Source organism: Streptomyces sp. NBC_00726 (assembly GCF_045161735.1).
In the GTDB taxonomy this organism is placed as follows: Bacteria; Actinomycetota; Actinomycetes; order Streptomycetales; family Streptomycetaceae; genus Streptomyces.
In genome coordinates, this window is the sequence record NZ_CP108983.1 from 4,996,624 (window position 1) to 5,008,941 (window position 12,318).

General features: G+C 70.8%; 11 protein-coding genes and 5 tRNA genes. 10 read left to right on the forward strand and 6 right to left on the reverse strand.

The window, feature by feature from the left end:
- Positions 1-292: 292 nt before the first annotated feature.
- From OG338_RS22445 to OG338_RS22460, 4 genes are all read right to left on the reverse strand, one after another.
- Positions 293-877, reverse strand: a complete 585-nt coding sequence (locus tag OG338_RS22445; RefSeq protein ID WP_028444348.1) for an ATP/GTP-binding protein — start codon at positions 875-877, stop codon at positions 293-295.
- Entirely contained in the window at positions 858-1,265 is a 408-nt protein-coding gene (locus OG338_RS22450; RefSeq protein WP_018521347.1) for a DUF742 domain-containing protein, read from the reverse strand. The genes OG338_RS22445 and OG338_RS22450 overlap by 20 nt, the downstream gene beginning before the upstream one ends.
- Before the next feature lie 127 nt (positions 1,266-1,392).
- The gene (locus OG338_RS22455) at positions 1,393-1,806 is read right to left on the reverse strand and encodes a roadblock/LC7 domain-containing protein (protein ID WP_006127850.1); all 414 of its coding nucleotides are present in this window, start codon (positions 1,804-1,806) and stop codon (positions 1,393-1,395) included.
- 9 nt (positions 1,807-1,815) lie between these two features.
- Positions 1,816-5,601 carry a nitrate- and nitrite sensing domain-containing protein gene (locus OG338_RS22460; RefSeq protein WP_405939036.1) on the reverse strand — a complete coding sequence of 1,262 codons (3,786 nt, stop codon included), beginning with the start codon at positions 5,599-5,601 and terminating at the stop codon, positions 1,816-1,818.
- 583 nt (positions 5,602-6,184) lie between these two features.
- Between OG338_RS22460 and OG338_RS22465 the strand changes: the two genes are divergently transcribed.
- The 9 genes from OG338_RS22465 to OG338_RS22505 all read left to right on the forward strand — a co-directional run bounded on the left by OG338_RS22465 (position 6,185) and on the right by OG338_RS22505 (position 10,092).
- Positions 6,185-6,373, forward strand: a complete 189-nt coding sequence (locus OG338_RS22465; RefSeq protein WP_405939037.1) for a hypothetical protein — start codon at positions 6,185-6,187, stop codon at positions 6,371-6,373.
- 92 nt (positions 6,374-6,465) lie between these two features.
- Entirely contained in the window at positions 6,466-7,242 is a 777-nt protein-coding gene (locus OG338_RS22470; RefSeq protein ID WP_405939038.1) for a fumarylacetoacetate hydrolase family protein, read from the forward strand.
- Complete coding sequence (gltX, locus tag OG338_RS22475) at positions 7,235-8,707, forward strand: glutamate--tRNA ligase (protein WP_405939039.1); 1,473 nt, start codon at positions 7,235-7,237, stop codon at positions 8,705-8,707. Before OG338_RS22470 ends, gltX begins: the two co-directional genes overlap by 8 nt.
- A gap of 91 nt (positions 8,708-8,798) precedes the next feature.
- A complete protein-coding gene (locus OG338_RS22480; protein WP_405939040.1) occupies positions 8,799-9,518 on the forward strand; it encodes an HAD family hydrolase in 720 nt (239 codons plus the stop codon).
- 85 nt (positions 9,519-9,603) lie between these two features.
- A tRNA-Gln gene (locus tag OG338_RS22485) sits at positions 9,604-9,675 on the forward strand.
- Positions 9,676-9,702: 27 nt separating this feature from the next.
- Positions 9,703-9,775, forward strand: a tRNA-Glu gene (locus tag OG338_RS22490).
- A 60-nt stretch (positions 9,776-9,835) separates the two neighbouring features.
- Positions 9,836-9,908: transfer RNA gene (locus tag OG338_RS22495), tRNA-Glu, on the forward strand.
- 12 nt (positions 9,909-9,920) lie between these two features.
- Positions 9,921-9,992 (forward strand) — tRNA-Gln (locus tag OG338_RS22500).
- Positions 9,993-10,019: 27 nt separating this feature from the next.
- Positions 10,020-10,092: transfer RNA gene (locus tag OG338_RS22505), tRNA-Glu, on the forward strand.
- A 75-nt stretch (positions 10,093-10,167) separates the two neighbouring features.
- Here OG338_RS22505 and OG338_RS22510 read toward each other — a convergent pair.
- On the reverse strand, positions 10,168-10,809 hold the full coding sequence (locus tag OG338_RS22510) for a MerR family transcriptional regulator (protein ID WP_405939041.1): 642 nt from the start codon (positions 10,807-10,809) through the stop codon (positions 10,168-10,170).
- Positions 10,810-10,912: 103 nt separating this feature from the next.
- Between OG338_RS22510 and OG338_RS22515 the strand changes: the two genes are divergently transcribed.
- Positions 10,913-11,404, forward strand: a complete 492-nt coding sequence (locus OG338_RS22515; RefSeq protein ID WP_405940501.1) for a DUF4188 domain-containing protein — start codon at positions 10,913-10,915, stop codon at positions 11,402-11,404.
- 114 nt (positions 11,405-11,518) lie between these two features.
- On the opposite strand, the gene ndgR is transcribed toward OG338_RS22515, so the two are convergent.
- On the reverse strand, positions 11,519-12,235 hold the full coding sequence (gene ndgR / locus OG338_RS22520; RefSeq protein ID WP_026237628.1) for an IclR family transcriptional regulator NdgR: 717 nt from the start codon (positions 12,233-12,235) through the stop codon (positions 11,519-11,521).
- Positions 12,236-12,318: the final 83 nt, after the last annotated feature.

Sequence of the window (12,318 nt, forward strand, 5' to 3'; positions counted from 1 at the left end):
ACTACCTACTCGGGAGTTGGTCGAATTGCAGCACGGCTGACGGTCGCGTTCCAAACAGTCGGAATGGGCGATTCCGAGTGGCTCACGCCTCAGATAAATCGGGCATAAAGAGCGAGCCCCGCCAAAAGGCGAGGCTCATGTGAGCGCAGCGACACCGCTCGTACGCATCCGGTGTCGGTCGCGGGGCAATTCTCTTTCGAAACGTTATGAATACGGGGGCGGATCGTGTCAAAGGACACAGCCCGCCCCCGTGTGACTACGGTAACTGCCGTATGCCACTTCCTACTTGTGACTACTTCAGCCTGGCCATCAGAGCGTGCTCGACCAGCGTGATCAGGCCGCTCTTCGCGTCCGCGCGGTGCCGCGCGTCCGTGGTGATGATCGGGGTGTCGGGCCCGATCTGAAGGGCTTCGCGTACCTCGTCGGGGGTGTACGGCTGGTGGCCGTCGAAGCCGTTGAGGGCGATGACGAAGGGGAGCCCGCTGTTCTCGAAGTAGTCGACGGCCGGGAAGCAGTCGGCGAGGCGGCGGGTGTCCACCAGGACGACGGCGCCGATGGCGCCGCGTACCAGGTCGTCCCACATGAACCAGAAGCGGTCCTGGCCCGGTGTACCGAAGAGGTACAGGATCAGGTCCTGGTCCAGGGTGATGCGGCCGAAGTCCATCGCCACCGTCGTGGTGGTCTTCCCGCCGGTGTGCGTGAGGTCGTCGATGCCCGCCGAGGCGGACGTCATCACGGCTTCGGTGCGCAGCGGATTGATCTCCGAGACGGCACCGACGAACGTGGTCTTGCCCACGCCGAACCCACCGGCCACGACGATCTTCGCCGAGGTGGTGGCCCGGGTCGCCGCGCCGCCGTTAGAGCTTGCGAAGTCCACTGAGCACCCTTTCGAGCAGTGTCACATCCGGCGCGCCGCCGGCCTCTCCATTGCCCGGCTGGTGGATGGCCACCATGCCGGCTTCCGCCAGGTCCGCGACGAGAATCCGCGCCACACCGAGGGGCATCGACAGCAGGGCCGAGACCTCGGCCACCGACTTGACCTCGCGGCACAGATGGCAGATCCGCTGATGCTCGGGAAGCAGAGTCCCCAGATGCGCGGGATCGGCCGTGGTGCTGACCAGTGCTTCTATCGCTAGCTGATAGCGCGGCCGGGTGCGTCCACCGGTCATGGCGTACGGACGGACCAGCGGCTGGTCGCCCTCACCTTCGTACGACGCGTGGCTGGACGCGCCGTACGGATCGGGTGAGGCGGGTGGCGGGGTCATGAATCCTCCGGGCGTGACAGCAGGGTGTCGGCTTGCCGTCTGAAGGGGCCGGTGGGGGGCTGTAAGCGGCCGGACGGTCGAGGGTTGGTTTTCGGGTTGATCGTCTGTGTCACTGGTTCACGGCCGCCTAGTGGAGCAGGCTGCCCTGGAGCTCTGCGCGGAGGTCCGGGGTCAGGACGGTGCCCGCCCGGTCCACCAGCAGGGCCATTTCGTAGCCGACCAGACCGATGTCGGCGTCCGGGTGGGCCAGTACGGCGAGCGAGGAGCCGTCCGAGATGGACATCAGGAACAGGAAGCCCCGCTCCATCTCCACCACGGTCTGGCTGACGGCGCCGCCCTCGAAGATCCGGGAGGCGCCGGCCGTCAGCGAGGTCAGCCCGGACGCGACGGCCGCCAGCTGGTCGGCGCGGTCGCGCGGGAAACCTTCGGACATCGCCAGCAGCAGCCCGTCCGCCGATACCACCACCGTGTGCGACACCCCTGGGGTGTTGTCCACGAAGTTGGTGATCAGCCAGTTCAGATTCTGTGCGGCCTGACTCATCGGGCTCAACTAACGCTCCTGCTGGTGAGTGGGGCCGAGGGGGAAACTGCCGGTCTGACCGCTGCCCGCCTGGCGCCCCTGCTGGATGCCCCGGCGGAGATTGGTCAGACGCCCGCGCACGTCATCGGGCGCGCGCGAGACCTGCGGACCGGCCTGGTTGTCCTGCTGCTGGGCGGTACCCGGCACCAGGTTGGCGCGCGGGACCCGGCGCGGCAGACCGGACGTGGTGATTCCGCCCGCTGCGGGCTTCTTCACCCGCTCCGCCTGCCGGACGATCTCATCGTTCGGCGACGCCCGCCAGGCGCTCTGCGCCCCGCTGTCGCCGAGGGTCCGCTGCGGCGCGGGAGGAGCCACCGGCTCCGGGGCCGGCTGCGGCGGGAAGTCCTGCGCCGGGGCGGCCGGCGGCTGCTGCGGGGCACCCGGCTGCGGACCGCGGAACCAGTTGGTCTCCAGCGTGTCGTACAGCGGGGTGCGGCCGTCGCCCGGCCCGGCCGGCGGCAGCGCCTCGGGCTGCTGCGGCTGCTGGGGCACCACCGGGCGGTACGGGGCCTCGGGTGCCTGGCCGCCCATGGGCGGACGCGGCGCGCCGAAGTCCTGGTTGTCGCGCTGCCGGGGCGCCGGCTGCTGCGGTCCGCCGAAGTCCGGACGGGCGAACTGCGAGGTGCTCGCCACGTCGGGGTTCTGCGGGCCGTTGCCGTACGCGCCGTTGTGCTGGGGGCCGTTCGGCTGCGGTACGCCGCGCTGCGGCAGACCGGGCAGCGGGCCGTTGTGCTGCGGCGCGTTGTGCTGCGGTGCCTGCGGGCCGCCGCCCTGCTGCTGGTTGTGCTGCGGCAGACCGGGCTGCTGACCGTTCGGCGCGGGCGCCGAGAAGTCGGGCCGGGCGAACTCCGCCGTGGCGCCGGGGCCCTGGCGGTCGTCGGCCGGCAGGCGCGGTGCCTGCGGGAAGCGGCCCGTGGTCTCCGACTCCTCGTGACCGCGCGGCGCGTCGAGCGGGGTGCGCCGGGGCGCGGACGGCTCGTCGGTGCCCCAGCTCGTCGTCTGCGGGCGCTGCGGGGCGGGGAAGCCGGGGCCTCCGGGGCCCTGGCCCTGGTTCGGGGAGCCACCGGGCAGCTCGGCGCGCGGACCGCCGACCGGCGGCAGCTGGCGCTCGCCCCGCCCCGGACCGCGCGGCGGCTCGAAGGCGTTGCGCCCGTCCTGACCGCCCTGGCCGGGCTGGTCGAACCGGGCCTGCTGGGGCTGCGGGGCCTGCGGGGCCGCGGGGCCGTTCTGCTCGGGGCGCCGCTGGTCGAAGAGGCTGGGCCGGCTGGTGTCCGCACCGCCGTCGCCCTGACTGCCGGCGCCGAGCCGGGCACCGCCGAACGCACCGGCCAGGCCGCCGCCCTGACGGGGGCCGTCCTGGGCCGGGCGGCCCTGCGGGTTCTGGAACGCCGAGTCCTGCGCGCCGGGTCCGCCCTGCGGGTTCTGCGGGCGGTTGCCGTCGCGGGCGGGCAGCGCGGCCCGGGGACCGGAGCCGGCGCCGACCTGGCCGCGCTGGGGAGCGGGGCCCGCTGCGGGGCGTCCGCCCTGGGCGTCGTTGCCGCCGCCGAGCAGCCCGCCGGGGGCCTGCTGACCGGGCGCCTGCTTCGGGGCCGGCTGCCGGCCGCCGTGCGCGACGTCCACCGGGAGCATGACCAGCGCGGTGGTGCCGCCGGAGTCCGAGGGGCGCAGCTGGATGCGGATGCCGTGACGCAGGGAGAGCCGGCCGACCACGAACAGGCCCATGCGGCGGGAGACCGAGACGTCCACGGTGGGCGGCGAGGCGAGCCGCTCGTTGATCGCGGCCAAGTCCTCCGGGGAGAGCCCGATGCCGGTGTCGTGGATCTCGACCAGCACCCGGCCGTCGGGCAGGGCATGACCGGTGACCCGGACCTTCGTCTGCGGCGAGGAGAACGACGTGGCGTTCTCCAGCAGCTCGGCGAGCAGGTGCACGAGGTCGTTGACGACCCGGCCCGCGACCTCGGTGGCGGGCACCGCGGCCAGTTCGATGCGCTCGTACTGCTCCACCTCGGACGCGGCGGCGCGGAGCACGTCGACCAGCGGCACGGGGCGGGTCCACCGGCGGCCCGGCTCCTCACCGGCGAGGACGAGAAGGTTCTCGCCGTTCCGGCGCATACGGGTCGCGAGGTGGTCGAGCTTGAAGAGCGAGGACAGCTGGTCCGGGTCGGCCTCGCGCGACTCCAGCTCGGAGATGAGCGACAGCTGGCGCTGGATGAGGCCCTGCGAACGGCGCGAGAGGTTGGTGAACATCGCGTTGACGTTGCCCCGCAGAAGGGCCTGCTCGGCGGCGAGACGGACCGCCTCGCGGTGCACGTCGTCGAAGGCCGCGGCCACCTTGCCGATCTCGTCACGGGAGTGCACACCGACGGACTCGACCGAGGTGTCGACGTCCTGCGGGTCGGACTCGGAGAGCTGCTTGACGAGCTCGGGCAGCCGGTCCTGGGCGACACGGGTCGCGGTGTCCTGGAGGCGGCGCAGCGAGCGGATCATGGACCGGGCGACGACGAAGGCGCCGACCAGCGAGACACCGAGCACGAGCAGGATCAGCGCACCGGAGATGATCGCCTCGCGCTGGGACTCCTCGCGCAGCTCGCGCGCCTTGCTCTCCATGTCGCTCAGCAGGGTCTCCTCGACCCGCTTCATGGTGTTGATCTTGGTGGTGTCCTGGTCGTACCAGTTCATGTACGAGCGCCGGGCCTTGGAACCGCCCATGGCGAGCGGGTTCTCCAGCATCTTCTGCGCGTACGTGTCCGCGGCCTTGATGTCCGGGTTGCCGTCGTCGAGCGTCGAGGTCAGCTCGTCGGCGTCCTTGCCGGTGGAGGTGTAGATCGCCTCGAACGAGGTCCGGGCGGCCTGCTCCTTGCTCCGGGCGGCCAGACCGAACTGCTGGTCGTTGCGGTCGAGGTCGGGCTTCTTGTCGTCGCTGGTGGGCAGTGCGGCGGCGATGATCGCCCGCTGGATCGAGGCGTACTCCTTGGCGGAGGAGAACGCCGCCAGCGCACGGGTCCGCTTGATCATCTCGGGGCTGCTGGTCGCCTGGGCCATGTCCTGGGACAGGCTCAGTAGCGAGGTGATCAGCTGGCTGTAGGCGTCGACCGTCTGAAGGGTCGGGCTGCCCTTCTCGTACGCGTGCTTGCGGATGTCGCGGATCGAGCTGAGCCGGGTCGCGATCTGCTGGACGCTGGTGTGGATGCTCTCCAGGGTGTCGTCACCGGTGGTGTCACCGATGTCGCCCGTGCCGTGGAGGAACGCCAGCTGCGCCTTGTCGGTCTTCTGCCGGGGCGCGGTGATCTTGAAGTCGGTCGCCGGCACGCCGTTCGACAGCGGACCGGCCGTCTGGTCGCGCTCCTCCTGGAGCGCCTGCGCCAGCGAGGTCGCCTGCTTCGTCATCTCGGTCAGCAGCTGCATGTGCTCCAGCTGCTGGATGTCGTTCAGCGAGTCGTTGATGCGCAGGCCGCCCAGCGTGGTCGCGGCGACCACGGGGAGGGCGAGCAGGGACACCAGGCGCGTGCTGATGCGCCAGTTGCGGAGAGCTACCCGCGAGCCCGTGTTGACGGGGCCCCGGGGCTTGGGTGCGGCGGCCTGCTCGGGCTCGCCGCCGGGCGGAGCGGCGCCAGGGCGCCGGTCGCGGTCACCTTGGTCACCGGCCGCGGCCGATCCGGGGTTCTGGGCGTGCTGGGGCGAGGAGCCGCGGTCGGTCCCGCCGCGCGGCTCCTGTTCCGCCGCAGCGCTGCCATCCCTCTTGAAACGTCCCTGCACTAGCGTCGCAACCTCTGGACCAGGCGTTCCTCCGTCATGAACGGAGAAAACGGTGTCGGCGTGTGTGGGGCGATGTCCCGCCCCATTGGTGGTCGTGAGTGACCGGCGCTCTTCCCCTTCCCGCCGCCACTCGGCGCTGCGTTGCGCCCCTGCGCGCCGGCTTGAAACCCGCGGCGGTGCGTGGAATTTCAGCACAGTGCTGGATCTCCAACAAGGGCCAGGTACCGGGCTGTGACCTGCGTGACACCGTGTGATGGGTGCGTAACAAGCGGTGGAGGCGGTTAGCGGACATTCCGGACTATTCGGGGTGAGTTCGAGCGGAGTGCAGGGTGTCCCAGTCGCCATGATCAGGAGCGGAATGGACGGTTCAGGGGCGACATGTCCGTTTTGAAGGCCCGGGTCGCCTGTCCGTATTGACGCGATTGTCGTGGTCCTCGTGAGCAAACTCACACGAAGATCGCTGTCTTTTCCGGGTCACCGAAGGGAATTGAATGTTTAGCCTGACGCTTTACTGGGATGGCAGAACCGACAACCGGCGCCCCCCTCGTACGGGCGGCGCCCCGACGACAGGGCCGTACGGCAGATGAACACGACGAAGCTCCGCCACCTCGCCAACCCCCGCCGCACCACGCTGGCGCACCTCAAGGACGCCGACGCGCTCCGGGCGGCGGAACTCCCGGAGCACGCGGTCCAGCTGCCGACGCAGACCGCCAACCCGCGCCGCACGATCCTGATGACGGCCCCCGCCGCCGTCACCGCCGCCGCGGAGTAATCCCGCGCGGAAGCGCCCCTCACCCGCGCTAGCCTGGAGCGTCAGTCTTTCTTTTCAGGCACCCAGCAAGCAGTGAGGGGCGACAGCAACCCGTGCGCATCGCCAGGTTCTCCATCGACGGCAATGTCGCCTTCGGCGCGGTCGAGGGCGACGGGCCCGACGGTCTCGTCCTCGACATCATCAAGGGCATCCCGTACTCGGAGTTCGAGCTCTCCGGGACCAAGGTCCCGCTGAACAAGGTGCGGCTGCTGCCGCCCGTGCTCCCCAACAAGGTCGTGGCCATCGGCCGCAACTACGCGGAGCACGCCGCCGAGCTCGGCCACGAGGTCCCCGACGTCCCCGTCGCCTTCTTCAAGCCCACCACCTCGGTGATCGGCTCCGGCGACGCCATCGAGTACCCCTCCTTCTCCGACGAGGTCCACCACGAGGCCGAGCTGGCCGTGGTCATCGGCCGGATGTGCCGCGAAGTGCCGCGCGAGCGGGTCAAGGACGTCATCTTCGGCTACACCTGCGCCAACGACGTCACCGCCCGCGACGCCCAGAAGCGGGAGAAGCAGTGGGCCCGGGCCAAGGGCTTCGACACCTCCTGCCCGCTCGGCCCCTGGGTGGAGACCGACCTCGACCCCACCGACCTCGCCATCCAGGCCACGGTCAACGGCGAGCAACGCCAGCTCGGCCGGACGAGCGACATGATCCGGTCCATCGAGGACCTGGTCGTCCACATCACGGAAGCCATGACGCTGCTTCCGGGCGATGTGATCCTCACCGGAACCCCCGCGGGGGTCGGACCCCTCCATGTCGGCGACGAGGTCGCCGTCACCATCGAAGGCATCGGCACTCTCACCAACAAGGTGATCAAGCGTGGCTAACGCACCCGTACGTGTACGTTTCTGTCCCTCCCCGACCGGCAACCCGCACGTGGGCCTGGTCCGGACGGCCCTGTTCAACTGGGCCTTCGCCCGGCACCACCAGGGCACCCTGGTCTTCCGCATCGAGGACACCGACGCGGCGCGCGACTCCGAGGAGTCGTACGAGCAGCTCCTCGACGCGATGCGCTGGCTCGGCCTGGACTGGGACGAGGGCCCCGAGGTGGGCGGCCCGCACGCGCCGTACCGCCAGTCGCAGCGGATGGACATCTACAAGGACGTCGCGGAGCGGCTGCTCGCCGGCGGTTACGCGTACCCCTGCTACTGCACCACGGAGGAGCTGGACACCCGCCGCGACGCCGCCCGAGCAGCCGGCCGCCCGTCCGGCTACGACGGCCACTGCCGCGAGCTGACCGACGAGCGGAAGGCCGCGTACGAGGCCGAGGGGCGCACGTCGATCGTCCGCTTCCGGATGCCCGACGAGGCGATCACCTTCACGGACCTGGTCCGCGGCGACATCACCGTCCAGCCGGAGAACGTCCCGGACTACGGCATCGTCCGCGCCAACGGCGCCCCGCTCTACACGCTGGTCAACCCGGTGGACGACGCGCTGATGGAGATCACCCACGTCCTGCGCGGCGAGGACCTGCTCTCCTCCACCCCGCGCCAGATCGCCCTGTACCGGGCGCTCATCGAGCTGGGCGTCGCCAAGGACGTCCCGGCCTTCGGGCACCTGCCGTACGTGATGGGCGAGGGCAACAAGAAGCTCTCCAAGCGCGACCCGCAGGCTTCGCTCAACCTCTACCGCGAGCGCGGCTTCGTGCGTGAGGGGCTGCTCAACTACCTCTCGCTGCTGGGCTGGTCGATCGCCGAGGACCGCGACATCTTCGACATCGACGAGATGGTCGCCGCCTTCGACATCAAGGACGTCAACGCCAACCCGGCCCGCTTCGACCTCAAGAAGTGCGAGCACGTCAACGCGGAGCACATCCGCCGCCTCGACGTGAAGACCTTCACCGAGGCGTGCGGCCCGTGGCTCCGGGCGCCGTTCGCCCCCTGGGCCCCGGAGTCCTTCGACGCGGCGGTCTTCGCCGAGATCGCCCCGCACGCCCAGACCCGGGTCACGGTGCTCTCCGAGATCACCGCCAACGTGGACTTCCTGTTCCTGGACGAGCCGGTGCACGACGAGGCGTCCTGGACCAAGGCGATGAAGGCGGGCTCCGACGCCCTCCTCGTCACCGCCCGCGCCGAGCTCATCGCCGCCGACTGGAACGCGGACGCCCTGAAGGCCGCCGTCCTCGCCGCCGGCGAGCGGCACGGCCTCAAGCTCGGCAAGGCCCAGGCCCCGGTCCGGGTGGCCGTCACCGGCCGCACGATCGGCCTCCCGCTCTTCGAGTCCCTGGAGATCCTGGGCCGCGAGAAGACGATCGCCCGCATCGACGCGGCCCTGGCCAAGCTGACCGCGTAACACCGCACCGCCACCAGGCACGGGCCCGGCAGCCGCACCCCGCGGCCACCGGGCCCGTCCCGCTGCACAGGGCCGCGCGTAGAGTCGGCCCATGCCCATCAGAGCCGTCCTCTGGGACATCGACGACACACTGTTCGACCACACGACGGCCGCCGCCACCGGGATGACCCGGCACCTCGCCGCAGAGGGCCTGCCCCCGGGGCACGCCTCGGCCGAGGCGGCCGTCGAGGCATGGCAGCGGCTCACGCGGCGGCACTGGGCGCGGTTCTCCGCCGGGGAGACCGACTGGCAGGGGCAGCGACGGGACCGGGCCCGGGAGTTCCTGGGCCGGGCGATGGCCGACGACGAGGCCGACGCCTGGTTCGCCCGCCACATCGCGCACTACGAATCCGCCTGGTCGCTCTTCCCGGACACCGTCCCGGCGCTCGACGCCCTGGCGGGGACGTACCGGCACGCCGTGCTGTCCAACTCGGCCCTGGAGCCCCAGCACCGGAAGCTGACGGTGCTCGGGGTGCGCGACCGGTTCGAGTCCCTGCTGTGCGCCGCCGAGCTGGGCGTCTCCAAGCCGGACCCCGGGGCCTTCCTGGCCTCCTGCGAGGCGCTGGGGCTCGATGCGCGCGAGGTGCTGTACGTCGGGGACGAACCCGACATCGACGCCGCCGGGGCCACCGCCGCCGGCCTCGCGGGCGTCTGGCTGGACCGGCGCGGCCGGGGCGGGCGGCCCGGGCTCGTGCGGATCACGGGGCTGGAGCAGCTTTCCGGGCTGCTCGCGGGCGATACCCGTTTTGGAGCGCCGGACACCTTCGGGTAATGTTCTTTCTGCGCCGCCCGAGCGGGCCGAAAGAACCGGCCGGGAAGCGCAGACAGGAACAAGGCCCCCAGGGGTTGCGTTTCAGTGGGCTATGGTGTAATTGGCAACACTACGGTTTCTGGTACCGTCATTCTAGGTTCGAGTCCTGGTAGCCCAGCGCAGTACAGAGCAAGTTGCAGGACAAGCCCCCGTTGTGTAGCGGCCTAGCACGCTGCCCTCTCACGGCAGTAGCGCCGGTTCGAATCCGGTCGGGGGTACAGATCCTTCCCGCGAGATCACCTGGGTCGCACCCACGGTCTCGATGCAGGATCGCTAGGGCCCCCGTTGTGTAGCGGCCTAGCACGCTGCCCTCTCACGGCAGTAGCGCCGGTTCGAATCCGGTCGGGGGTACTTGAAACACCATGGGCTATGGTGTAATTGGCAACACTACGGTTTCTGGTACCGTCATTCTAGGTTCGAGTCCTGGTAGCCCAGCGCAGTACAGAGCAAGTTGCAGGACAAGCCCCCGTTGTGTAGCGGCCTAGCACGCTGCCCTCTCACGGCAGTAGCGCCGGTTCGAATCCGGTCGGGGGTACAACAGGCAAGAGGCGAAGGCCCTTCACTCCGGTGAAGGGCCTTCCGCTTGTACGCGGCACGGGGCCGCCCCCGCTCAATACCCGTACCGCCGGGCCGACTCCTCCTCCTGGGCCAGCTTGCGCAGCGACGTCAGCAGCGGCTCGTACAGCACCGCCGACGCCACCGCCATCTCCACCTGCTGCACACTCGTCGGGTAGTTCTCCATCAGGTCCAGATCCCGCGCGGCCACCTCGTGCATCAGCCGCGCGTACTCCTCCAGATGCGCGCTCTCGTACGGGTAGCCGAGGCGGGTGAGCGTGGCCAGACCCGCGACGACCGAGCGGTAGACGGGGGACAGCTCACCGATCTCCCGGGCCCCGGCCCAGCCCAACCGGTCGAGCAGCGCATCGACTTCCGCCCGCGCCGCCGCCGTCTCCGGGGCCTCCTCGTCCGGCTCCGGCCCGTGCGGCAGCGCCCAGAGGGCCGCGCCGAGCCGGATCGTACGGCTCAGCGACTCGTCGTCCACATGCCCCAGCACCTCACGGGCCGTGGCCACCGGCAGCCGGCCCACCTGGATCAGCGCCCGGACCAGCCGCAGCCGGCGCAGATGGCCCTCGCCGTACTCGGCCTGCGTCGCGCTCACCCGCTCTCCCGGCGGCAACAGCCCCTCGCGCAGGTAGTACTTGATCGTCGCGGTCGAGACACCGCTCCGCTCGCTCAACTCCGAGAGACGCATGCCGTCCTTCCCTTGCGCCCGCCCTTGGACAGTGCCACTATCCAATCATTGGGCAGTGCCGCTATCCCATGCCTGTCAGGGGGCCCCAGTGTTCGCGAACATCATGCCGGGACGGACGACCGCCGCAGCCGAGGGCGATGTCGTCGTCCTGCTGATCGGCATGCGGATCAACCACTTCAGGGGCGTGCACCACTGGCTGCCGGTCATGCTGGCGATGCTGCGCATGCTGCGGGAGCTCAAGGCGGACCGGGCCAGGGGGCTGCTCGGCCACGTCCTGCTGTCCGGCTCACCGAGGACGTACTACGTCGTCCAGTACTGGCAGTCGAAGGAGAAGCTGTACGCGTACGCCTCGGCGCCCGACATGTTCCACCGGCGGGCCTGGGCGCTGCTCAACCGCAAGGAGAAGAAGTCCCGGCGGCATGTGGGGCTGTGGCACGAGACCTACATCGTGCCCGAGGGCGGCTACGAGTCCATCTACGCCGATATGCCGGCGTACGGACTGGCCGCGGCGACCGGGTCGCTGCCGATCGAGGGGCGGGGCCGCCGGGCGGCGGACCGGCTCGCACACCGGTCGGGCGCTGCCGGCACCAGGTGAAGCGGTGCGGGGCCGAGCGGGAGGCGAGCGGGGGTGTTGAGAAGGGGGTGTTGAGAAGGGGGCCGCCACGACGCTGGGGCGGCCTCGGGGGAGGGGGAGGCGCGGGGCCGGGGCTCAGCCGCTGCGGCGCAGCGCCTCGCTCAGCCGGGCGGCCGAGTCGATGACCGCCTGGGCGTGCATCCGGCCCGGGTGCCGGGTCAGCCGCTCGATCGGCCCGGAGACCGAGACCGCGGCGACCACGCGGTTCGACGGGCCGCGCACCGGGGCCGAGACCGAGGCCACGCCCGGCTCGCGCTCACCGATCGACTGGGCCCAGCCGCGCCGCCGTACGCCGGAGAGCGCCGTCGCCGTGAAGCGGGCGCCCTGGAGGCCGCGGTGCAGCCGCTCCGGCTCCTCCCAGGCCATCAGGATCTGCGCCGAGGAGCCCGCCTTCATGGTCAGCGTGGAGCCGACCGGCACGGTGTCCCGCAGCCCGGACAGCCGCTCCGCCGCCGCCACGCAGATCCTCATGTCGCCCTGCCGGCGATAGAGCTGCGCGCTCTCGCCGGTGATGTCCCGCAGATGCGTGAGCACCGGCCCGGCCGTGGCCAGCAGGCGGTCCTCACCGGCCGCCGCCGCCAGCTCGGAGAGCCGGGGGCCGAGAATGAACCGGCCCTGCATGTCCCTCGCCACCATCCGGTGGTGTTCCAGTGCCACGGCCAGCCGGTGGGCCGTGGGTCGTGCGAGCCCGGTCGCCGCGACCAGCCCGGCGAGGGTGGCCGGCCCGGACTCCAGGGCGCTCAATACCAGAGCTGCCTTGTCGAGAACGCCGACGCCGCTAGAGTTGTCCATACGACGATACTCGCGTCTCACTCTGTGAAACGCAAGTTCAATTTTCCCGGGAAGTTGCGAACCTGTACCGGCGGCCCCACAAC